Genomic DNA, 23751 nt, shown 5'->3' on the forward strand with positions numbered 1-23751 from the left:
AACACACGGAGACTACGATGCGCTTGCCCCCCTTTAGCATGATTGCCGCACTATGCACGGCCCTGCCCTTATCCGTTGCGGCACAAAACTTCCCGAATAAACCGATCACCTTCATCGTGCCCTTTGCCGCAGGCAGCGCCACCGATCAGATCGGCCGCGCCATCGGTCAAGGCGTCTCCGAGCAGACTGGACAGTCCGTCGTCATCGAAAACCGAGCCGGCGCCAGCGCGATCATCGGCGCCCAGGCAGCCGCCCGGGCACCGACAGACGGCTATACGGTGTTGATCACCACCAACACCACGCACGCCGCCAACGAGCACCTATACAAAAGCCTGCCTTACGATCCGGTCAAGGATTTTGCTCCGGTCACCTTATTAGGCAAAGGCGGCCAGATCATGGTGATCAACCCCTCGTCTTCCGCCAAAACCGTGGGCGATTTTCTCGCGCTGGCCAAGCAGTCGCCAGGCAAGCTGAGTTTTGGCAGCGGCAGCTCCAGCAGCCGGATCGCTGGCGAGTTGCTGCAGCAGATGGCCGGCATCAAACTGCTGCACGTGCCGTACAAGAGCAATCCACTGGCAGTGACCGACTTGTTGGGCGGCCAGATTGACATGATGATCACCGACACGGCCACCGGCCTGCCGCAAGTCGCCTCGGGAAAATTGCGCGCCCTCGGTTTTACCGGCAGCGAGCGCTCTCCTCTCGCACCTGATCTGCCTACCATTGCCGAAGCCGGTGTCCCCGGATACGAAATGGGCTATTGGTTCGCCGCCTACGTCCCCGACGGTACGCCCGATGATGTCGTCGCCAAACTGCACGACCTGCTGGCCAAAGCCACAGAAGGCAAAGCCGCCAAGCACTTCTACGAATCCACCGGCACTGCGCCTGCCACGTCGACACCAAAAGAGCTCGCCGATTTTCAGCATAGCGAGTCGAAAAAATGGGGAGACATCATTCATAAAGCGGGGATAACGCCGGAGTAACTGTCCAGCCCACCACTGCCGCAAGCAAACACTTTTACAGCGAACCGCTCACAATGGGTAGACCACGTCCTGCCCATTGGATCGGCGCCAGACAATACTAAGACAGACGGAACGAAAAAAATGAAATCGTCACTTACATAACCTACGTCGACCATGTGAGCGGTGCGGGCCTCTTTTTGTAAATACCAACGGCTCATCTAGGCGACTTCCCATTGCACCCAGGAGCCTAGCATGGTCAACGAACTCAGTTCCTCGCAAAACCTGCCTTCGTCGCCGTCCGTCGAACTCGACACTACACTCGAAAGTCCTCAAGGGCCGACCATTAAAGAGAAGGTATTTCATGCCCTCCAAGCAGACGATTGGTCAACATTCGAAGCATTAGCACTCGGCGAAAACGCCGAGATCAATATCGCAACGGAACGATTCGATAACGGTCAAAATTGCTTTCATGTCGCGCTGAAATCCGGCGGCCATTCGATCGTCTCGAATCTCGCTAAGCTGAATCACGAATGGGTTCGCGATCTAGTCAATGGAACCGATCAATCTCGCCGCACCCCTCTCGTGTATGCCGCCGACACGCAAACCGATAATCCGGAATTGATCGGCGCATTGCTCAATGCTGGCGCGACTGAAGGCTTTTGGGACGCCCTGAGCATTGCCACAATGAAAGGCCATGCCGAAACAGCAAAGCTGCTTATCGACAATGACGTCGAAGACAACGCGCCATATGTGTTGGAATCCATCGTTCGGCTGCACTATGGCAAGCCAGGCATCGACGCTGCCAAGTTATTGATATCGCTAGGAGTCAACGTTACAGCGGCTCTTCCGGAAGGCGCACTGATTATTTTGAACAAGGAAGTGGCAGAGCGCTTGCTTTTGCTCGGAGCGAAAGGATCCGACAAACTGGCCGAGATCGCGGAATACCGCGACGCCGGCGAAGTCGAGGGGTACATCCTAGTAGGAGCAGATGTTCCGAGGGCGTTGGCAATTCTGGCAAACAACCCTCCTCACAAGCGTAATAGCGAGGCTATGACGCTCGTAGCCTCAACGGCAAGCAAGCTCAAGAAAAAACCAGAGTTGGAAATCTATGAATCAGGGCTGTTGAGTCTAGCCAGAAACAAAGATATTGCCGGGCTACAGAGATTTACTGCCGCGCTAAATGCCATTAACCCCGCTCATCTGAAGAACATACTCAATCGACTGACAGCAAATGGGGATTCCGGCACACTGAGCATGTTGACGGCAAATCCGGAAGACAAGCCGACCAATGCGGCGTTGGCAGGCGATGTTGCTGCGGCGAAAACATTGATCAACACCGATGTAAAGACATCCACGGTTCTGCAGCTCGATCACCTCATTAAGACAGGAGATCTACAGACAGCGTCCGCATTCATTTCTGTCCTGGAGAACAGAAACGAGTTACTGCTACACGCCGTGCAAGACGGCAATGAAACACTGGGGAAACTTCTCCTTTCGAGCGGTGCGGAGGGACCACGACTGTTGGCGTCATTGTTGCATACCAAACAGCGAGAATTGGCCAGCCAGCTCTTAGCATGGGGGGTTGATGTGCATACAGCTCGAATGCATCTCACTGCGTACAAGAACTATCACGAGTCTTCCGCCAAGGAGGATCTGTTCCTCATGGGGGCCGACCTTTCCATCGCCGTGATGCGGGCCTTCGAGACCAACAATATCCTAGCCGCACGGCAATTAACCCAAGACTCATTCGAGGTCGGATCTCGATCAATACTACACATCCTCGGCGATAAAACGGTCCCTGACGAGGTCAAAACAGCAAGATTGAGATTGATACTTGAGTGGAACATATCAACCGACGGGGCAATGCAGACACTGGCGAAGAAAGGCGAGATCGAGGACATTCGGCGTCTCGTCAGACTTGGCGTTTCCGTCGATGCATTCATGATGGACCTGAGCAAGCAGGGCGACGTGCGGCGCATCGCATCGCTCATTACCGCTGGAGCAGATATCGGCAAACCCATGCAAACCCTGCAGGCCAGCAACGAACAAGAGGCATTGCGCACGCTGACGGTAGCGCTGATGAAGGCCCAAAGTGACTCGACATTGGCATATGCGAAAGCCGCTAACCTGCCCTACAGTATCAATCCAGGCGGCCGCGTCGAGCTGCTATAGATACATTGAGAGGGAATGCGTGGCAGGGATGCTCCCACCACGCAATCTCGAAATAGATGGAACACCAACAATGAAATCGTTACTTACACAGACTACGTCCACTAGTACGTGTGCTTCCCTCTGCCCGTAGACAAAGGTTGGCTCGTCTAGGCGACTGTCCATTTCAGCCCAGGAGCCAGCATGACTAATGAACTCAGTGCCTCGCAAAGCCTACGCACGTCTCCGCCCATTGAGCCGGGTCTGGCGCTTGAAAAGCCTCGTGCATCAATCATTAAGGAAGAGGTACTACAAGCCCTCAAAAACGACGATTGGTCAACATTCGAAGCATTGACACTGGGATCAGATGCTGAAATAAATATCGTAGCGGAACGATTCGAAAACGGCGAAAACTGCTTTCATGTCGCGATGAAGTCTGGCAGCTATTCGATCGTCTCAAATCTCATGATGCTGAGTTATGGGGGGGTGCCCGATCTCATTAATGACCGCGACGATGCTGGGCACACTCCCCTCATGTATGCGGTCCAGGCGAAAACCGACAACCCGGAATTGATCAAATCCATGATTAATGCCGGTGCGACAGAGGACCTGTCCGACGCTCTGGCCACTGCGGCGGTGAAAGGCCACATAAAAACAGTAGAGTGCTTGATCGAAAATTGCACCGACCGCGACGCCGAACGCGCATTGGAGAATGCTATTGCTCAACACCATGGCCAGCGAGGTTCGACGGCTGCAAAGTTACTGATATCGATGGGCGTCAAGGTTTCAAATGCCCTGCCAGAGACTATTACTGCTAATTTTGAGAAGGACCTTGCAAAGCGTTTGCTTTTGCTCGGCGCAAATGGAGCCGCCAAGCTGGCCCAACTCGCAGGATTTCACGACGCCGCGGAAATCGAGCCATACATTAAAGTGGGTGTGGACGTCTCTCGAACGTTGGCGATCCTGGCGAGCAAGCAACCTAAACCTGACATCAAGGCTATGAAATTAGTAGCCGCCACGCAGAGCAAGCTCCAGGATAAATCAGCGTCAGCGATCTATGAATCGGCACTCTTGCGACTGTGCAGAAACCGGAATCTTCCAGAGATCAAGACATTTTGCGCCGCGCTAGATGCCATCAATCCCGATCATCTGGACAAGATACTCCATCAACTCATCGCGCGCGGTGACTCCGACACGCTCATCACCTTAATTTCCGCAGGTCTGGCAAATCCCGACGACATTCTGATGAATGTTGCCCTGACAGGTAACTTTGCCGCGACAAAAGCGTTGCTCCATACCAGTACAAACGTATCCTCCGTCCTACAGCATCTGTCAAAGATTCACACCTCAGGTTATCTGAACACCTCTGAGGCGATAGAACTGTTGGTTCTCGCAGGAGCAGACTCTTCCGTATTGCCGGACAGTACCGAGGCCTTGATTAACATCAATGAAAGAAATACCGCGATATCACAGTCCTCGCAAAGCCAAAAGAATGACGCGCTCATCACCGCAACGATGCAATACAACGACGTCGTGGATGCCGTGTCGTTCATCAAAGCAGGAGCAGACAAGCTCGTTGCATTGAAAGCGCTGAAACAGACCAATTCTCTGGAAGGTATCCGTACATTGCTGAAAGCTGATGACGATCCCTGCGCACTCCTGATTGATCGACTCAAAGCCAACGACATGGAGCTAGTCCAGGCGATACTAAAGGCCAAAGATATATCCAGCGATGCGTTGAACTATCTCATCAAGAAAGGAGATCTGCAGACTGCGGCCGCGTGTATTCCCGTGCTGACCGACGGAGTTGATTTACTGTTACAGGCGGTGCAAGACAACGATGAAGAACTGGCGAAACTTCTCATCTCGATAGGCGCAGATGGACCCAAGCTATTGGCATCACTGATGCACACCAAACAAAGAGAATTGGCCGGCCGACTGTTGACATGGGGAGGAGTCGACATCAATACGGCACGGATGCGTCTCACGGAGATTACTACGGGCTGGTCGCCCGCTAGCGTGGATCTGGGTCTGTTGGGAGCCGATCTGTCCATCGCAGTGATGCGCGCCTTCGAGTCCAACAATATAGAAGCCGCGCAAAAGCTAGTCAACGCGGTCAATTGGGCAGGTTCTCGATCGATATTGCGCGTCATCGACGATAAGACGGTAGCTGAGGACGTTAAAACTGCAAGGTTGAAATTGATACTTCAGTGGAACGTATCAACCGACGAGGCGATGCAGACACTGGCGGAAAGGAACGACACCGATAATCTTCGGCGCCTGGTTAGGCTTGGCGCTTCTGCCGAATCGCTAATGATGGACTTGAGCAAGCGAGGCGACATAAGACGCATCGCAGCGCTCATTGTCGCTGGGGCGGATATCGCCAGACCCATGGAGACCCTGCAGGCCAGCAACGAGCAAGAGGCATTGCGCACGTTGACGGTAGCGCTGGCCGTGGCTCAGAGCGACTCGATACTGGCTCACGCGAGAGCTAATAACCTGCCCTACCGTATCAACCCGAGCGGCAGCGTCGAGCTGATATAGATGGACCGCGTCCTGTCGTAGCAGGACACCGCAGTACAAGCCCGTCCGATTTTTCTATGCATGAGTACGGGATAGAGTGCAGGCCCCTAAGAAATGGGACGATATCTTTATCGTCTTTTTCTTAGGGGCCACGTATGTTTCATAAACTCAATCTCTCGCGAGATCTCTCGTGTCCGACGAGGACGGACGCTTTCCCTGAAAACCCGGGCGCACAGGGTATTCAGGCTCACACGCTAAAGACCTCGCAAGAAGATGACTCCGGGAAAACGCGGGTGTATGCGGCCGAACCGAGAGGAGATAAGGTCGAACTGGCACCAGCGTTGATCGACTGCGGCGTATGCGGCGATTTATCGGAAGCGCTAAAGTCCGCCTCCCTAAGAGGCGATGTCGAAACGGCGCAGTGCCTGATCAGTGCCAAGGCTGACACATCAAAGACCCTGGCAGAGCTAGCCACCCGTGATGACGGACACCTTTCTCCCATGGCGGCGGCCAAAGCCGCAAAGCTATTGATATCGCTAGGAGCAAATGTTTCCAGCGCGCTTGATTACGCGGCCAAGACTTTTTGCGCAGAGGCCGTAAGTACATTGCTTTTGCTGGGCGCCAACGGGTCCGATATGCTGGTATCGGCCGCAATATCACGCGATACGAACACATTAGGGCAACTGATATCGGCAGGCGCGGATGTCATCACAGCACTCGTTACTCTCGCGAGGGACCCCGATAAAAAGGCCCATGAACAGGCTGCGAGACTGTTGACCCTGGAAATCAACAGGCAACATCTATACGACTGCCCTGCAGGGTTACGAAGCCAGGCAACTGTCATGTCCAGACTGGCCAAAGACAGAGACAGAACGGCCATGCTCAGATTAAGAAAGGCGATAGCGCCCGAAAATCCAGGATGGGAGGAGCTGGCAAAAAGCGGTGATATCGAATCAATCAAATTGCTAATCCCGCCGTCGGACATGCAATATCCAATACAGCATCTACGCCAGCTTTCTCTCGAGGGCCATTTTGTGGGAGTCAAAACCTTGATTGCTGCGGCTGTGCCAACAAAAGCGGTTATCAACGAATTGCTCGTTCAGTACAGCAACTGGTGGGATCCGCTCACGTCTGGGGCGATAAAGCTGTTAATCGCTGCCGGAGCAGACCCGTCAGAGGTGCCAGACGAAATCACCACCGCGTTCAACAAGCGAAAAACCGAAATATCGAATCTCTCAGAAATAGAGAAGACGACAACCCTGCTCTCTGCAATAAAAAAGGACGACGTTGCGGAGATCGTGATGTTGACTGACGCAGGGTCAGACGTGACCGCTGCGCTGCAGCACCTGAGCCAAGCCAAAGATCTGAACGACATAGAAAAAACACTAGGTCTATGCAGATTGATTAACGCAGGCGCGATCTCATCGCAGACGCTGCTCGATCGGGTTCAGGCCGGCGACATGGACGTGGCAACGACGTTGGCCCAGTTGGAGGACATTGCAAACGATGCGCTTATTGTGAGCATTACATCAGGGGACCAGCAAACACCGCGCGCGCTCATTCCCACCCTGACCGATGGGCGGCTTGCCCTCATACAGGCCACTGAAAGTAGTAACCAGGACCTGACAAAAACACTGCTTGCGATAGGTGCGGATGGGCCAGGAGCATTGATGTCGTTACTACACACGAAATCCCGCGAGGCGGCGGGCCGGCTGATCGCCCTAGGCGTGGACATTCAAGCAACGCTGATACGTGCCATGCGCGAGGATCCAGACTTATATCAGAACGCGATCGAGGACCTGACCTCGATCGGGGCCGAATTCCCAGCGGACGAGGAGATACTGACGCTGCAAGCAGAATAAATGTATGGAACGATTTCAATGAAGTCGTTACTTACCATTCGCAGCCCCTCATCGCACGCGAATAGTAGTCAGCTGGTGGCTGGGTGGCTAACCCCGTTCAACGGTCCATCCTATTTTCCCTTAGGAAAGTCCCCATGCCCAATCAGATCACGGTTTCTCAGAGCCCGCCTTGCGTTATCTCAACAGCCGGCTTGCCTGTCACGCCGGCCAACGTGGATGCTCGGCGCAGCCTGTCACAAGCCTTTCAAACAGATGATTGGACATTGTTCGACGCATTAACGACTGACAATCACACTGGGTTAACCGTCGCAGACCTCAACGAAAAAGGTCAAAACTATCTACATATCGCCATCATCTCCGGCAGCTATTCGATTGCGTTGAATCTCACGCAATTCGCTTATCAATGGGACGTCGATCTGATTAATACCAAAGACCAGTTCGGATATACCCCCATCATGTATGCCGCTGAATCCCAAGCGGACCACCCCCAATTAGTCGATATGCTGATCGACCTCGGTGCCTATGTCGGCCTGCCCGAAGCACTGAAGTCCGCAGCAAAAAACGGGCATACAGAAACCGCAAAGCGCCTCATCACCGGTGTCGGCGGGGACGCACCCAAAGTCCTGGCGCAAGTGTTGCACCATGATCAAGACGGGTCCGGCATGAAAGCAGCCAAATTCTTGATATCACTAGGGATGAACCCGACAAGCGCCCTTGAATATGCTGGGGAAAACCACTGGTTTGATGCCGCAGACGCACTGCTTGTACTTGGGGCGAAAGGATCCGAGGCGCTGGTCTTGATAGTGACGCGACAGCCGCTGACCCGAGGCGCTATCACCTCAAGCGCAATGCACAAGATTTCGACCAAAGTAAGAACCTTGGTTCAGGCCGGGTCAGACGTCGCGGCGGCTCTGACAGATCTGGCGAAAAAGCCCAAAAATCAGAGCAACACCTTGGCAGTGGCCATGCTGATCAGGGCAGAAGAGAAAGCGAGAGAGCTTGGTCACTGCGAAGGCCCCTCGTGCAGCACCGTAGCACTATTGAGGCTGGCAGAAAGCGGGGATATAGCAGCCATACTCGTGTTGAGCGAGGCGATGGATTTCCAGCATCAGGGCTACGATGAGCTGGTAAAAAACAGTTATGTTGACGCGCTCAAGGCATTGATCTCCGCACGCAGGGTGAACCCAAACGAAATGCTCCGCCGCGCCGCTCATGCAGGAGACGTTGCCTCAACAAAAGCGTTGGTTAATACTGGCATGCCCACATCAGCGCTACCCAGAGACATGATTATCCAGAGCCAGCCCTGGGAACATTCAGCCACGCTCAAGACGATCAAACTATTGGTTACCGCAGGGGCAAGCACATCAACAGTGCCAGACGAACTGCTCACAGAGATCAACCGCAGAAAACAGGAAATCTCGGATCTTTCTCCAAGCGAGAAAAATACGGCGCTCCTGGCTGCAGCAAAGGAAAGGAATACAACTGAGGTAGCGATGCTGCTTGAGCGCGGAGCTGAGATCGCTGCTGCGTTAAAACACCTGAGCGACGCCGATGATCTGGACGGCATACGCACCTTGATTAACGCAGGCATGTCCGCACCCACAGCGCTGATTGATCTGGTACGGGCCGGTGAAATGGATGTCGCACAGTCGTTAATCCGAGCGAAGGACGTTTCGGCTGAGGCGCTTATTCAGCTCATCAGAAATAAAGAATTAACACTGGCGCGCGCCTTTATTCCAGCCTTGACCAATGGGCGAGAGGCGCTGGTACAAGCTGCTCAAGACACCGATGACAACCTGGTGAGCGCACTGGTCAGACTGGGCGCAGCGGGGCCAGAAGCCTTGCTGTGGTTGCTACAAATGAAATCTCGAGAGCAAGCCGTCAGATTGATCAGTTCCGGGGTGGACATTCATACCGCGCTGATGCTCGCAATCCGCAGCGGTAGCTACGCAGCCCAGAAAGATCTGATCACGATGGGAGCCGATTTGTCGCTCGCTTTGACGCGCGCCGTCGAGTGCGAGGATATGGCGACCGCACAGCAAATCCTGCTCTGGGACGACCTGGAGGCCGGACCCAAAACGCTGTTGGACCTGATTGAGGACGAGACGGTGCCCGATGACATCAGGAATGCCAAATTGAAGGTATTGCTGCAAATGGGGATAGATACTGACAGCGTATTAGAGCGGGTCATTGAAAACGGAACGCCCACCCAGCTAAAAAACCTCATTGCACTAGGGGCACCCACTGCCAATGTACTGGCAGATCTGGGCAAAAAAGGCAATCGGAGAGACGCGCAAATGCTGATCGGCGCCGGAGCAGATGTCGCTACGGCAATTGAAACGCTGCTTCAAAGCAACGAGCAGGCGGCGGCAAACGTGCTGGTAGTAGCCATGACGTGGCGGCTCTGGGGACAAGACCAGCCATTGCCGAATTGGCTTCCTCAACACTCGGCTGCCGTCTGAGATGGGCCAGGGCGACATCATTCACAAGCAGGCATTCAACCGGAGTGATATCCCACATGGGTTAACGCGTCTGAAAAGCCCTTGGGCATGAAACCATATCGATCGATTCGGGTTACCTATATCAAGCGGTCTCGCACTTCCCAGCGCAGCAGCCATGATGTCCCATTTGTGGCTAGGTCGCCTACCCCAATCGAGCGTTTATCGCTCATGCTCCAAGGAGCCTCATGCTTAGTCAACTCAATGCCTTGCGGTGGAGCCCCGCCCCCGGCAGGAACGATACTAGACCTGAAAATTCAGGCGCATCGGATACGGCCTGCAGTGCGGATCCATCCGAACTGCGAGCATCCCAGCATGCAGCCGCGCCGGTTATCCTTAATTCCGATTCAGTCGCCGTTGACGCATGCAACACGCTGGCTGCGGCGCTAAAAACCGCCGCGCAAACAGGTCAGGTCGACGCGGCCGCACAACTGATCAGTGACGGTGCGGATGCTGCTAAAGCGCTGGTCTCAATCCTCGTCGAAACCCCTGAGCCCAATCCGCTGAATATGTACGAGATGCGCCAAAACTCCTGGATGCCTCTGACGCCGCTGCCGTCTCAGAAGATCCATATGCTCCGGACGGTGGCCAAGGCAGCAAAGCTATTGATATCGCTAGGCGCAAACGTTTCCGAGGCGCTGAACCATGCGGTGCAAAATCACCAAACCGCAGTGGCCAAGATACTTTTGTTGCTGGGAGCAAAGGGGGCCGATGCGCTCACTTTGGCTGCGATATCGGGTGACACGCAAGCCCTGGCGCAATTGGGCAAGGCTGGCGCCGACGTCAGCACCGCCCTGATCAATCTGGCGAAAAATCCGGATACCAAAATCAATGACACAGCAGCCCGGCTGTTAGTCTGCAACGCCCGTCCAGAATTGACGGGCATCGAAGATAATGCCATCCACGCAACGCTGCGACACGATACCTCGGCCATATTGAGGCTCGCGAGAGAGGACGATATCGCGACCCTGCTCGTCGTAGGAAAAGTTGTATCCCCTGAGCACATGGGATGGAAACAACTGGCCATTAGCGGAAATATCGGAGCATTAAAAGCATTAAAAACATTGATAACCTCTCCCGGGTTTGACTACCCAGAAAGACTCCTGAAAACTTTTGTGTTTGACGGCAATATCGGGGGGGCCAGAGCACTGATCCGTGCCGGCGTATCGTACGCAACCGTCCTGAGCCAGCATGGCAACGAGATCAATAGTGACGTTCAGCAACATAGGCCTCAGATCATTAAAGTATTGCTCTTGGCCGGCGCAGACGCATCGGCAGTGCCCGGACATCCCATCGACATCAATAACGCCAGAAAGGAAGAAATCGCGGCACTCTCGCCCGCCGAGAAACAGAAGCAGCTGCTATGGGCCGTCTGTAACGGCAACACGATAGATACGGCGATGTTGGTGGATCAAGGTGCCGATGCCGTTGCCGCGCTCAAGCCCTTTAGCCACATCGAGAACGCTATGGAGATCCGCGATTTTTTCAGGGCAGGCTTGGCTTCGTCCCAAACCTTGATTGATCTGGCGAAGTCCGGCGAACAACTCGTCGCAAGAGCCCTGGCCAACCAAAACCAGATATCGACGGATGCACTGATTAAGCTGGTTAAAAACGGAGATCTGGACTTCGCCCGAGCGATTTTGCCTCGCACGAACGCGATCTCGGGTCCCTTGGTGGCGGCGGCTCAGGGCGACGACATCGGCGTGATCGATGCGCTGATAAAGATAGGCATGAATGGACCTAAAGCGCTGCTATGGTTATTGTCAATGAAACATCGAGAGGCAGCGGGCAGATTAATAAGCCTGGGTGTGGATATTCATACCAGCCTGTTGTGTGGCGTTTACGATGGCCGCGCTATATATCAGGATGGCATTCATGAGCTCCTGACGATTGGCGCTGAGTTTCCCATCGCCCTGCTACGTGCCATCGATCTCGGCGACACCAAAGTCGCGCAGAAGGTATTGGATCTGCAGGGCTCGTCTATCGGGTGCGAAGCGCTGCGGCTCCTCATCGACGACAAAACGCTGCCTCGCAATGTGCGAGCCACGAAAATCAGCGCGTTGCTCAAGCTGGAGCTCAATACCGATGCCCTATTGCGTCAGCTCATAGACGACCAACAGACCTCTACACTAAAGGTCCTGATTGCACTGGGAGCACGCACCGACGGGTTATTGATGGACCTGGGTAAACAGGGCAATCGGGCGCGGGCAATAACACTGATCACCGCGGGCGCAGACTTCGTCACCGCCATCAGGACCCTGAGGGATAACCGCGAGCCAAATGCCGCCAATGTATTGATGCTAGCGCTGACGGAAGCCAGAGACCGCAAAATAACACTGCGACCATCCTGACGACAATCGGGGGCATCGTAAGAGTAAGGAACGAAATTTTTAATTTCGTTCCTTACTCTTACGAGCCCCCATGCAATTCATACAAGTTGGCCATCAGTGCCGGTTTGTCATTGGGCGGCTTACCCTCCGGCGACTCATCGTCTTTGCCTATCGGAAGCCTCTCCATGCTCAATTCAGTCTCTATTTCTCAGCCATCATCCTCCGCCATTACCGCAGATCGTTTCCCTGCTACCCCTTGGACACCGTCTACTCAATCAACACTATTACGGGCATTTCGTACCGATAATTGGGATTTGTTCAACACATTGCGCAATGCCGCAGATGCCGGGATCAACGTCCAGACCGATCTCAACGACGATGGTCAAAATTATCTGCATCAGGCAATCCAATCCGGCGGTGAGGCGATTGCCTTGAATCTGGTGGCACTGTCTGACGAGCTCGGCACCGATTTCCTCGATCACACCGATCGGTTCGGCCATTCCCCCCTCGTGTATGCGGCCCGATCGAAAGAGGATCGGCCTGAATTGGTCGACGCGCTGATCAACGCCGGTGCACGCCGAGGGCTATCCTCCGCACTGCAAGCCGCCGCAGAACGCGGCCATACGCAAACGGCAGAGCGCTTGATGCGTTGCCCCTACACGAACGCGCCGCAGGCGTTGGCTAGGGTTCTCAAGCAAAACCCGGGCGAGTCTGGCATGAACGCCGCCCAATTCCTGATATCGCGAGGGGTCAATGTAACCGATGCCTTGGCCGACGCCATCAACATGGGCTGGGCGAATCTCGCCGACAAGGATTGGCAGAATGTCGCCGACACGTTAGTTTTACGATTCGGCGCTCAAGCCTCTATGGTATTGGTCCAGACCATAGAACAGCTCAATCCCACATCGGCAAACTACGTCTCAGACCTGTACAAACTGGAGCTGCTGTTACGGGCTGGCGCCGATGTGGTAAGCACGCTTATCGACCAGGCGAAATCCTCCCAAAGCGATAAGAGTAGCCTAACCATCGAAACGCTGTTACTGTCGGAAAAAATGATGCTCCTAGCCAACTGGCATTGGGGCCCGCGTAGCGACATCACCGCATTGACGCGATTGATACAAAGCGGAGACACGCAGGCTGCGCATGTGTTAAGCCAGCACATTCTCCCCGACACGCTGCATTGCGACCACCTCACGCAAGGCGGCAATCCTGACGTGATAGAAGCCCTAATTGATGTGCAACGTTTGAAACCAGAACCGATGCTGGCAAGTGTCGCCCGTGCGGGCAAGCTAGGTTTGCTCAAAGCGCTGATTCAAGCCGGGGTGCCGACGGCGAATCTGCTGAAAAATCTGCTCGGACCGCAGCAGGTGGGCATGCCGCCGGACACGGTGAACATACTCATGCTCTTAGCGGCCGCAGGCGCGGACCGATCCCTATTGCCGAGGGAGTTTACCGATTACGTCGACTCGCGCAAAGCGGAGGCTGCGAGTATCTCAGCGCTCTCTCTCGACAAGCAAAATGACGCGCTCCAATTTTATGCCCAGCAGGGCCAAGTGGAAGCTGTGGCGATGTTGCTCGATCAAGGCGTCAATAAGATCCACGCCCTGACATCACTGCATCAAGCTCAACACTATTCCGGCATGCGCACCGTGCTGGCTGCGGATAGACTCCAGCCCGACGTGCTGGTTGATCTGGTAAAGGCTGGTGCAACGGATGTTGCGCGCACGTTCATCACAGAAGAACTCCTTTCCACCGCAGCATTGATGGACTTGCTAGTCAGGGGCGGCCCTGAAACAGCGCGAGTGCTCATTCCCGCCTTGACGACTGGCAGTGAGGTATTGGCACTGGCGGCACGAAGCAATAATGAAGCACTGACACAGACACTGATTGATCTAGGCGCAGATGGCCCGGGCGCCTTGGTCTTGTTATTAGAAACGCGCGCCTACGAGGTGGCGAGACAGTTCGCCACACGGTACGCCGAAAAGGTGAATATTCATGATGCGTTGAGGCAGGCCTATCGTAACGATAGCGATAACGCGAAAGAGATGCTGGTCACGATGGGAGCCGATTTGGTCACCGCCGCCTTGCGCGGACTCACCCAGCACGATGATGAAGCGACAACGATGATCATTCAGCAAAACGGCCCAGCCGTGGCAAAGCCAGCCCTATTGCATGTGATCAATAATGACAGCCTGCCCAACGACCTCAAGAGCAGCTATGTGAAGTTCTTGATTGACCAGAAAATCGATACCGACGGCGCGCTCACCGCACTGGCCGAGCGTCACGACATCCCCAAATTGAGGATGTTGATTATGGCGGGTGCTCCGACTCATGGGCTGTTGATGGATTTGGGTAAACAAGGAGATCGCATCACCGCACAGGCCCTGATTACCGCCGGTGCAGACTTTATCACCGCAATCCGGATCCTGCGCGACAGCGGCGCGCACGACGCGGCAACCTTGTTGACCTTTGCAGTAACCGTCGCAAGGGATCGCAGGATCAACCCGGAGGTACCCCGCACATAAGCCCGCCACCCGGCTACCGCACGTAGGCTCGCCGGGTGCAGCCATCGCACCCGTGGTCAGCCCACAAGCGTATTACTTTTCAACAAAGGCGCGTTCGACGACATAGTCGCCCGGCTCACCGACGCCCGGCGATACCTGAAAGCCGCGAGAATCCAGCATTGCGCTGATATCGGCCAGCATGTGCGGGCTGCCGCAGAGCATGGCGCGGTCGGTTTCGGGATTGATTTGCGGCAGGCCGATATCCGCGCAAAGTTTACCGTTGTCGATCAGTTGCGTAATACGGCCTTGGTTGCGGAAAGGTTCGCGCGTGACAGTGGGATAGTAGACGAGCTTGTCGCGCACGACATCGCCAAAGAACTCGTTGCTGGGCAGCTCGTTCTCGATGAAATCGGCATAGGCCAGCTCGCTCACCCAGCGCACGCCATGCACCAAGACGATTTTTTCGAATCGCTCGTAAACGTCGGGATCCTTGATGATGCTCATGAAGGGCGCCAGGCCGGTACCCGTGCCGAACAGGAACAGGTTTTTGCCGGGTTTGAGGTCATCGACGATCAGCGTACCCACGGGCTTGCGGCTGACCAGGATGGAGTCGCCCTCTTTCAGGTGCTGCAAACGCGAGGTCAAGGGGCCGTCCTGAACCTTGATGCTCAGGAACTCGAGGTTTTCTTCGTAGTTGGCACTGGCGATGCTGTAGGCGCGCATCAGGGGCTTGCCCTCGACCTCCAGGCCGATCATGACAAAGTGGCCATTGTGGAACCGCAAGGCCGAGTCACGCGTCGTGGTAAAGGAGAAAAGGGTGTCGTTCCAGTGGCGCACGCTGAGTACGCGTTCGGTATTAAAAGCTGCCATGTCGTTGAAAAAGTGCAACGCACCAGGTGCGCCGAGTGAAATTCCGCGCTGTGCAAAAAACTTGCAATAAGCTGGCGCGGGGCTCAGGGTTTTCCCGATTTTACCAAGACTACTTGATAACTCATCTCATTATTCCGTAATTCTCTTATAACTTTTTGGTAGAACACCGCGTCAAGCCGGAAAACGGGGCCTTAGCTGACGTCAAGTTGAATGGTGAGCCGGTTCCTGTTATTGTCGCACCCACTTGATAATAATTTTCGTTAACGGGCCCTCCTCCCGCCTGGCGCCGCTCTCGGCCCGGGGTGAATAGTGCCCGGGACAAACTGCATTTCAGTCGTCTATTTAACGCTATACCGGAGCCTGGCCCTCTATGTCGACCCGACGCTTTTCCTTGTCCCCCCTCTTTGGCGCGCTGGCTCTCGCGGGCGCCGTATTGGCTACCCCGGCAACTGCGGCCGAGGAAGTCAGCCTGTACACGACGCGCGAACCCAAATTGATCCAGCCGATGCTGGACGCCTTTACCAAGGAAACCGGCATCAAGGTCAACACCGTCTTTGTGAAAGACGGCCTGCTCGAGCGCGTCAAGGCCGAAGGCGCACAATCGCCGGCGGATGTGCTGATGACGGTCGATATCGGAAATCTGATCGACCTGGTCGACGGCGGGATTACGCAAGCAGTCCAGTCAGAAACACTGAACAAGGTCATCCCCGCCAATCTGCGCGGTGCCGATGGCAAATGGTATGCCCTGTCACTGCGCGATCGCGTACTGTATGTGGCCAATGATCTCAAGCTGGAGAGCTTCCACTACGAAGACCTGGCCGATGCACAATGGAAGAACAAGGTCTGCATCCGCTCGGGCCAGCACCCGTACAACACAGGCCTGGTCGCGGCAATGATCGCGCATGACGGAGCCGAGGCGACGGAAAAATGGCTGCGTGGGGTCAAGGCCAACTTGGCGCGCAAGGCCGCAGGCGGCGATCGTGACGTAGCGCGCGACATTCTGGGCGGGATTTGCGATATTGGTATCGCCAACGCCTACTACGTGGGCCATATGAAAAACGCCGAACCCGGCACCGACGCCCGTAAATGGGGCGATGCGATCAAGGTGGTGCGCCCGACATTCAAGAATGGCGGCGATGGCACGCACGTGAACATCAGTGGTGCGGCCGTTGCAGCCCATGCCCCGCAAAAAGAAAACGCGGTCAAGCTGTTGGAGTTCCTGGTTTCCGAGCCGGCACAGGCCCTGTACGCGCGCGCCAACTACGAATACCCCATCCGTCCCGGTGTGACGCTGGACCCCGTGGTGGCGAGTTTTGGCGAACTGAAGATCGATTCGCTGCCCGTGGCGGACATCGCGAAGCATCGCAAGCAAGCCAGCGAATTGGTGGATAAGGTCGGGTTCGATAATTGATCGCGTCGAGGCGACAGGCGGAGCCAGGCATATCAGATATTATGCAGCCCGCGCCTGAGCCTTAACTCATTATCACCGCCAGCGCTGCTGCCTATCTCGGCGGACAGTCATCAACCCGTGTCAGGTACCGCAAGGCGCCTGACATTTGCTTTTTCCACCGACCGACGGAAACTGCAGGTGCAGCGCGAGGATGTTTCTTTCTTTGTATGCAAACTGATTCTTTGCCACGCCCCTGGCGACTACGCGGCCCCGAACGCGGCGCGGGCTGGCTGCTGGGCGCGGCCCTGATCGCGTTCGCTGTGTTGCTGCCGTTGGGGGCGTTGGCCTGGCAGGCGCTGGATGCGGACCTGTCGCACTGGTCGCACTTGGCGACATACGTCCTGCCTCAAGCACTGGCGAATACCGCCATGCTGCTGGTGGGCGTCGGGATATTGGTCACGATGCTGGGCACTGGCGCGGCCTGGCTGGTCACCGCGTATGATTTTCCCAGTCGGCGGACATTGACGTGGGCGCTGCTGCTGCCTTTGGCTGTGCCCACTTACATCATTGCGTTTGCCTATCTCGATTTGCTGCATCCGATTGGGCCGATTCAGACAGCGATCCGTACGGTGCTGGGCTATGACAGTCCGCGGGATTTTCGCCTGCCGGATTTGCGCTCGATTTATGGCGCGATTTTTGTGCTGGGCTTTGTGCTGTACCCGTATGTGTACTTGAGCACGCGTGTGATGTTCATGACGCAAGCCGCGAGCCTGCTCGAGGCGGCACGTACGCTGGGCGCGGGAAAAGTCGGCGTCTTTGTGCGGGTCGCCCTGCCCCTGGCGCGGCCGGCGATTGCGGTGGGCGCCAGCCTGGCGCTATTGGAAACGCTGAACGATATCGGCGCATCCGAGTTCTTGGGCGTGCAGACGCTGACGGTGTCTGTATATACGACATGGGTGACACGCTCGGACCTGGCGAGCGCGGCACAGATTGCATTGACGATGCTGGCCATCGTGGTGGGGCTGATTTTGCTGGAACGGCATGGCCGCAAGCGGCAGCGTTACGCCAACACGCAGCGCATGCGGCCTATGCAGGCTCGACGGTTGCGCGGCGGCGCCGCGTTGCTGGCCATCGTGCTGGGCTGGATTCCAGTGTTGCTGGGGTTTGTGGCGCCAGCCTGGTATCTGGTGGTCGAGACGTCCAAGCGCCTGCATCTCGTGGGCGGCGTGTCTGATCAGTTAATCAACGGCTTGACCAACACGGTCACGGTAGCGTTTGCCGCGACAGTCGTCACGCTGGGCTGCGGGCTGATCGTGGCGTGGGCGGGACGGACGTTGCGGGAAAGTGCGCGGCTGAATCCGGGCCGCGCATGCGCCCGGATTGCCAGCCTCGGTTATGCCGTACCCGGAACAGTGTTGGCGATCGGTTTGCTGATGCCGTTCACCTGGATAGACCGTCAACTGGGATCTGTGTTTGGTACACAGGGCTTGCTGTTGATGGGTTCGACGGGCGCGCTGGTATGCGCCTACACGATGCGTTTTCTGGCAATTTCGGTGGGCGGGATCGAGGCCGGCCTGTCGCGCATTCCGCCCTCATTGGAACAAGCCTCGCGATTATTGGGTGAAAACGCCAGCGGCACGCTGCGCCGGGTCCATTTGCCCTTGCTCAAACCGGCGTTGGCCACGGCGGCGTTGCTCGTGTTTGTCGATGCGATGAAAGAGCTGCCGGCCACGCTATTGTTGCGGCCGCTGAATTTCGAGACGCTGGCGACATGGCTCTATGCCGAAGCCGCGCGCGGCACGTACGAAGAAGGCGCTGTCGCGGCCTTGGCCATCGTGGTCGCGGGCCTCGTGCCGGTGATTTTGCTGGCACGTACTAATTTGAAAATGGGACATTGAACGTGGCCGATTTGCTTGAACTCGACCGCATCCGCCTGGCCTACGATACGCCGCAGGGACTGCGCACTGTGGTGCAGGATCTGTCGTTGGCGCTGCCGGCCGGCCATATTGGTTGTCTGCTGGGCCAATCGGGCTGCGGCAAGACCACGATTTTGCGTGCTATCGCGGGCTTTGAACCGGTGCGTGCCGGGCATATTGCGCTGGACGGCACCATCATTTCATCTGAGTCCGTGCTGGTCGCGCCGGAACACCGCCGTGTAGGGATGATGTTCCAGGATTACGCGCTGTTTCCTCATCTGACGGCCGCGGAGAATGTGGCGTTTGGGCTGCGCAAGCTGATGAACAAGGCCCAGCGCGCGGTGCGCGTCAAGGAAATGCTGGATCTGGTCGGCCTGTCGGCAGCGGCCGATAGCTATCCGCACGAGATTTCCGGCGGACAGCAGCAGCGCGTGGCACTGGCCCGGGCGCTAGCGCCCTCGCCCGATCTCTTGCTGCTGGATGAGCCGTTTTCCAATCTGGATGTGGATACGCGCGAGCGCCTGGCGTTCGAGGTCCGCGATATTCTCAAGTCCACGGGCCACACCGCCATTCTCGTCACCCATAACCAGGCTGAAGCTTTTGCCATCGCTGACCGCATCGGCGTGATGAACGAAGGCAAGGTCGTGCAGTGGGATACGCCGTATAACCTGCATCACCACCCTGCCACGGATTTCGTACGGGACTTTGTTCGACGCGAGGCCTTGGTGGAGCAGCGGCAGCAGGCATACGCGCGCGGGCGCTGATGCGCCATTCCCGGTTCGCAGGGGGCGGTATCGGTTGCGCAACGCATGGGCTCGGGCAGCAGAACGGCTGACGGCGGCCACGCTCGAGCAGCCGCCGGCACACCCACTCTCACCGTCTCTGGATCAACGACAGGTCGCCATTGTCATATCCTCACGCCTTGGGTGCAGGCAACGGAATATATTCCGTTTCGTCACCCGGCACGATCTGGTCGAAACGATCACGCTGCCAGTCTGCTTTGGCTTGTTCGATGCGGTCTTTGCGGCTGGAGACGAAATTCCACCAGACAAAGCGCGGGCCATCCAGCGGCTCGCCGCCCAGGATGGCAAAGCGGACATCGTCCACGGCCCGCACAGTAACCGGTTGGCCCGCGGCAAACACGATGAGCTGTCCAGGTTGATAGGCCTGCCCGTCGACCTCGACGGTGCCTCGGCTGAGGTAGGCGGCTCGCTCTTCGTATTCGGCGGGGATGACCACGGTGGAGCCGGGTTTCATGACGATGTCGCCAAAGAACAGGGGCGATAGCGTATGTACGGAAGAGGTTTTGCCGAATAAGGAGCCCGCGACGACCTGGGCGCGCACGCCCTCGCCTTCGACGATGGGCTGCGCATCGAGACCGTAATGCACGAAACCGGGATCGGTTTCCTCATGTTGGCTGGGCAAACCTACCCAGAGCTGCAAACCTGCAATGCGCTGGCCCGCACTGCGTTGGGCAGCGGGACTGCGCTCAGAGTGGACGATGCCGCGGCCAGCCGTCATCCAATTGACCTCGCCAGGACGAATTTCCTGGACATTCCCCGCGCCATCTCGGTGCATCATGGCCCCCTCGTAGAGAAAGGTCACGGTAGACAAACCAATGTGCGGATGAGGACGTACGTCCATGCCCGCGCCCGGCTCGAACAACACGGGACCCATTTCATCGAGGAAGACGAACGGACCGACGGTGCGGCGTTGCGCCGACGGCAAGGCGCGGCGGACGGTGACGCCGTCACCTAGATCGCTGGTGCGTGGGACGATGAGCGTTTCAACGAGGGACATGCGGTTCTCCTGGAATATCGCGCCGCGCGGGCGTAGTGAGAGCATTTTGGGGGATTACAGCCCGCATGGCTATCGCGGATAACCATGCGGGGACGTGCCAACGGGTCCGGCGTGGCCCGGCTTTGCCAGCCCGTCTCAGGCCAGATCAAACACCAGTACATCGGCCTGTTTGCCGTCACTGATGCGCACAGCTGCCTCGTCGACCAAGGCCAACGCGTCGCCGGCCTTCAGGGCTTGGCCATTGACCGTTACTTCGCCACGTGCCACATGCACCCAGGCACGGCGGCCGGCAGCCAAGGGCAGCTCGGCAGTTTCAGCCCCGTCGAACAGACCGACATACAAGCGTGCGTCCTGATGAATGCGCATGGAGCCATCGGCGCCATCAGGCGAGATGACTTGACGCAGGCTGCCGCGTTTTTCGGCCTCAGGCACATCTTGCTCTTCGTATTCGGGCTCGATACCCGTGACATTGGGCTCGATCCAGATTTGCAGCAAATGGGTGGTCTGGTCCTCCAGCGGGTTGAATTCCGAGTGCAATACGCCGCGCCCAGCGCTCATGCGCTGTACGTTGCCCGGGCGGATGGTCGAGCCACTGCCCATGCTGTCTTTGTGCGCCACGGCGCCGTCGAGCACATAGGTGATGATCTCCATGTCGCGGTGGCCATGTGTACCAAAGCCACGGCTGGGGGCGATACGGTCGTCATTGATGACGCGCAGCGAACCGAACCCCATATGCGCCGGGTCGTAGTAGTTCGCAAAAGAAAAGGTGTGATAGCTGTCGAGCCAACCGTGATTGGCATGACCACGTTCATTGCTACGGCGCAGGGTCAACATAGTAAGCTCCTTTCGATAATCTGAATGATTTGCGGTGAGACGTTGTTGTCTGATCACCATCCATGAAACGTATTGTGCGCGGATTGCATAGGGTTGAGACTGAACCGGTTTGATGAGATCATTCAAATTATTTGAACGATCCTCTCACCATGCAAGCCATCACCCCCGAACTGCTGTACATGATCGATGCCATCGCCCGGCACGGCAGTTTTGCCAAGGCGGCGCGCGAATTAGGCAAGGTGCCATCGGCCGTGACCTACGCGGTGCGCAAGCTCGAGGATGCGCTGGATGTACTGTTGTTTGATCGCAGCGGCCATCGCGCTCACCTCACGCCTGCCGGGGAAACCCTGTTGCATGACGGCCGGCAGGTGCTGCAGTCACTGGATGCGCTGGCAGGCCGGGTCAAGCGCGTCGCGACGGGATGGGAGCTGGATTTGCGGGTGGCAGTCAGTGCGGTGCTGCCTTTGGCACCACTGTACGACCTGATTGCCGAGTTTCGCGAGCTGGCCTCGGTCACGACGCTGCGGCTCTCTACCGAGGTGCTCAGCGGGAATTGGGACGCCTTGGCCTCCGGGCGGGCGGACCTGGTCATTGGTGCGGACGCAGCGGGGGTGCCTTCGGGGGCCTACTGGTCACAGCCTTTAGGGGAACTGCAATTTGGTTTTTGCGTGGCGCCCCACCATCCGCTGGCGCAGTTGAATCGCCCATTGACGGCGGCCGACATCGCGGCCTACTGCGCCATTGCGCTGGCCGACACGTCGCGCGATCTGCCGCCGCGCACGCGCGGCCTGCTGAGCCAGCAGCCCTTCATCATGATGCCCACCATGCAGGCCAAGATCGACGCGCAGGTACGCGGTCTGGGGTGCGGCTACCTGCCCCTGTCGCTAGCCGCGCCCTACATCATGCGAGGTCAATTGGTGCAATGCACCACGGATGACGTGGTGCCCATCACGGAACAATTGGTCTACGCCTGGCGCGAGCCGATCCCGGGGCAGGCATTGAAATGGTGGCTGCAAAAGCTGCGCTCGCCCAGGTTATGCGAAAGCCTGCTGGGTGTGTGACTCCACGCCAAAGGCCCCGCCCCTGCGACGCTACGTTGCTGTCGACTGGGCAACCGCACATCATTGCATATGTTCAAGGCAAGGCATCTTCCTTGTGGGCGGGCGGGATTACGCCTTGCCCATGGGGCTCAATTCACCGAGACTCGGTGCTGTATTTCAACAGATCGATCAATGCCGCGAACGGCTCTGCAACGGGTTCCACGACGAATTCCGCCATTCTGCCTGCCAAGCGCGCCGGCTGCAGATAGCGTTCGACGACATGATATTCAGGCCGGTCCACATAATCGTCGAACAAAATGACGCAGCCCGGCGGCGCCATCAGCATCGTGATCAGGAACGAAGCAACGCGGAACCGCCCATCGATCAATACCAGATCGGGCCGCTCACCGGTTTTGAGGAGTTTTTCCCAAGGGGCCGTGCAATAAGCAGGCCAGTCTCTGGCGTGAGACTCGTCCACCGGCCTGCCCCATTCTTTGGTGGCGCCGATGTCCGCATAGATGGGGATGTAACGACGGCGTGGAATGCCTTCGTCCAGCAATCGCTGCCTGACGGCTTTCAAAAACTGCTTGTCGGTATCGACCGAATAAATGCTCTTGACACCGGCCTGGGCGACCATCAATGAGCTACCGCCCGAACCATACTCTAGAAAAACTCTGATCCCCGTCAGGTGTTCGCCGAGCAAAGCGATGCCCTCTGGCTCCATGTGCGGCAGACTCGGAATCGTGCCGGCGGACCAATCCTCTGTGGCATGTGCCGCCACAGCCTTAGGCCGGGCTTGTCCGGTCTTGGTTTTTTTGGTTTTGATGCCCGCGTCTTTTGCTTTGGCGCCCTTGACCTTGATACTGCGGTCTTTTGCCTTGGCACCTTTGGCCTTGACGTCTTTGGGCTTGGGCCCTTTGGCCTTCGCCTCTTTTACTTTGGCAGCTTTGGTTTTGGTCATCGTAACCTTGCGTGCTTTGGCTTCAGTTTGCGCGGCTGCGGCCTGCGTCGAGGCCGAGACTGGTTCAGGATGTTTGCGACGAACAACTTTAGGCACTGCGAACTCCCACAAGTCCG

General features: G+C 56.8%; 15 protein-coding genes. 11 read left to right on the top strand and 4 right to left on the bottom strand.

Annotated features, from left to right (window positions below):
* Nucleotides 1–17 precede the first annotated feature (17 nt).
* From ACNA0J_RS15250 to ACNA0J_RS15280, 7 genes are all read left to right on the top strand, one after another.
* Entirely contained in the window at nt 18–980 is a 963-nt protein-coding gene (locus tag ACNA0J_RS15250; RefSeq protein WP_415819724.1) for a Bug family tripartite tricarboxylate transporter substrate binding protein, read from the top strand.
* 231 nt (nt 981–1211) lie between these two features.
* Nucleotides 1212–3131, top strand: coding sequence for a hypothetical protein (locus tag ACNA0J_RS15255; RefSeq protein ID WP_415819725.1), 1920 nt, complete (start codon nt 1212–1214; stop codon nt 3129–3131).
* A gap of 180 nt (nt 3132–3311) precedes the next feature.
* Nucleotides 3312–5651, top strand: coding sequence for an ankyrin repeat domain-containing protein (locus ACNA0J_RS15260; protein ID WP_415819726.1), 2340 nt, complete (start codon nt 3312–3314; stop codon nt 5649–5651).
* A 134-nt stretch (nt 5652–5785) separates the two neighbouring features.
* Complete coding sequence (locus ACNA0J_RS15265) at nt 5786–7492, top strand: hypothetical protein (RefSeq protein ID WP_415819727.1); 1707 nt, start codon at nt 5786–5788, stop codon at nt 7490–7492.
* A 134-nt stretch (nt 7493–7626) separates the two neighbouring features.
* On the top strand, nt 7627–9954 hold the full coding sequence (locus ACNA0J_RS15270; protein ID WP_415819728.1) for a hypothetical protein: 2328 nt from the start codon (nt 7627–7629) through the stop codon (nt 9952–9954).
* 224 nt (nt 9955–10178) lie between these two features.
* Entirely contained in the window at nt 10179–12341 is a 2163-nt protein-coding gene (locus ACNA0J_RS15275; RefSeq protein ID WP_415819729.1) for a hypothetical protein, read from the top strand.
* An 86-nt stretch (nt 12342–12427) separates the two neighbouring features.
* Nucleotides 12428–14845, top strand: a complete 2418-nt coding sequence (locus ACNA0J_RS15280) for a hypothetical protein (RefSeq protein WP_415819730.1) — start codon at nt 12428–12430, stop codon at nt 14843–14845.
* 72 nt (nt 14846–14917) lie between these two features.
* Here ACNA0J_RS15280 and ACNA0J_RS15285 read toward each other — a convergent pair whose 3' ends face one another.
* Nucleotides 14918–15694, bottom strand: a complete 777-nt coding sequence (locus ACNA0J_RS15285) for a ferredoxin--NADP reductase (RefSeq protein ID WP_415819731.1) — start codon at nt 15692–15694, stop codon at nt 14918–14920.
* Nucleotides 15695–16064: 370 nt separating this feature from the next.
* On the opposite strand from ACNA0J_RS15285, the gene ACNA0J_RS15290 reads away from it, so the two are divergent.
* From ACNA0J_RS15290 to ACNA0J_RS15300, 3 genes are all read left to right on the top strand, one after another.
* Nucleotides 16065–17105, top strand: a complete 1041-nt coding sequence (locus ACNA0J_RS15290; RefSeq protein ID WP_415819732.1) for a Fe(3+) ABC transporter substrate-binding protein — start codon at nt 16065–16067, stop codon at nt 17103–17105.
* A 206-nt stretch (nt 17106–17311) separates the two neighbouring features.
* On the top strand, nt 17312–18982 hold the full coding sequence (locus tag ACNA0J_RS15295; RefSeq protein ID WP_415819733.1) for an ABC transporter permease: 1671 nt from the start codon (nt 17312–17314) through the stop codon (nt 18980–18982).
* Between the two features lie 2 nt (nt 18983–18984).
* On the top strand, nt 18985–19764 hold the full coding sequence (locus tag ACNA0J_RS15300) for an ABC transporter ATP-binding protein (protein WP_415819734.1): 780 nt from the start codon (nt 18985–18987) through the stop codon (nt 19762–19764).
* Between the two features lie 151 nt (nt 19765–19915).
* Here the strand turns inward: ACNA0J_RS15300 and ACNA0J_RS15305 are convergent, their stop codons facing one another.
* Both ACNA0J_RS15305 and ACNA0J_RS15310 read right to left on the bottom strand, forming a co-directional pair.
* A complete protein-coding gene (locus ACNA0J_RS15305; protein ID WP_415819735.1) occupies nt 19916–20800 on the bottom strand; it encodes a pirin family protein in 885 nt (294 codons plus the stop codon).
* 135 nt (nt 20801–20935) lie between these two features.
* Nucleotides 20936–21634, bottom strand: coding sequence for a pirin family protein (locus ACNA0J_RS15310; protein WP_415819736.1), 699 nt, complete (start codon nt 21632–21634; stop codon nt 20936–20938).
* Nucleotides 21635–21783: 149 nt separating this feature from the next.
* On the opposite strand from ACNA0J_RS15310, the gene ACNA0J_RS15315 reads away from it, so the two are divergent.
* On the top strand, nt 21784–22695 hold the full coding sequence (locus ACNA0J_RS15315) for a LysR family transcriptional regulator (protein WP_415819737.1): 912 nt from the start codon (nt 21784–21786) through the stop codon (nt 22693–22695).
* Nucleotides 22696–22828: 133 nt separating this feature from the next.
* On the opposite strand, the gene ACNA0J_RS15320 is transcribed toward ACNA0J_RS15315, so the two are convergent.
* Entirely contained in the window at nt 22829–23731 is a 903-nt protein-coding gene (locus tag ACNA0J_RS15320; protein WP_415819738.1) for a class I SAM-dependent methyltransferase, read from the bottom strand.
* Nucleotides 23732–23751 lie beyond the last annotated feature (20 nt).

The sequence above is a fragment of the Bordetella tumbae genome (assembly GCF_965139195.1).
Lineage (GTDB): Bacteria > Pseudomonadota > Gammaproteobacteria > Burkholderiales > Burkholderiaceae_B > Bordetella_A > Bordetella_A tumbae.

Excerpts from the sequence above, each read along its gene's own strand:
- ACNA0J_RS15290 (WP_415819732.1), top strand. The coding sequence starts at position 16,065 with ATGTCGACCCGACGCTTTTCCTTGTCCCCCCTCTTTGGCGCGCTGGCT.
- ACNA0J_RS15275 (WP_415819729.1), top strand. The coding sequence starts at position 10,179 with ATGCTTAGTCAACTCAATGCCTTGCGGTGGAGCCCCGCCCCCGGCAGG.
- ACNA0J_RS15310 (WP_415819736.1), bottom strand. The coding sequence starts at position 21,634 with ATGTTGACCCTGCGCCGTAGCAATGAACGTGGTCATGCCAATCACGGT.
- ACNA0J_RS15315 (WP_415819737.1), top strand. The coding sequence starts at position 21,784 with ATGCAAGCCATCACCCCCGAACTGCTGTACATGATCGATGCCATCGCC.
- ACNA0J_RS15255 (WP_415819725.1), top strand. The coding sequence starts at position 1,212 with ATGGTCAACGAACTCAGTTCCTCGCAAAACCTGCCTTCGTCGCCGTCC.
- ACNA0J_RS15250 (WP_415819724.1), top strand. The coding sequence starts at position 18 with ATGCGCTTGCCCCCCTTTAGCATGATTGCCGCACTATGCACGGCCCTG.
- ACNA0J_RS15305 (WP_415819735.1), bottom strand. The coding sequence starts at position 20,800 with ATGTCCCTCGTTGAAACGCTCATCGTCCCACGCACCAGCGATCTAGGT.
- ACNA0J_RS15295 (WP_415819733.1), top strand. The coding sequence starts at position 17,312 with ATGCAAACTGATTCTTTGCCACGCCCCTGGCGACTACGCGGCCCCGAA.
- ACNA0J_RS15265 (WP_415819727.1), top strand. The coding sequence starts at position 5,786 with ATGTTTCATAAACTCAATCTCTCGCGAGATCTCTCGTGTCCGACGAGG.
- ACNA0J_RS15260 (WP_415819726.1), top strand. The coding sequence starts at position 3,312 with ATGACTAATGAACTCAGTGCCTCGCAAAGCCTACGCACGTCTCCGCCC.
- ACNA0J_RS15285 (WP_415819731.1), bottom strand. The coding sequence starts at position 15,694 with ATGGCAGCTTTTAATACCGAACGCGTACTCAGCGTGCGCCACTGGAAC.
- ACNA0J_RS15270 (WP_415819728.1), top strand. The coding sequence starts at position 7,627 with ATGCCCAATCAGATCACGGTTTCTCAGAGCCCGCCTTGCGTTATCTCA.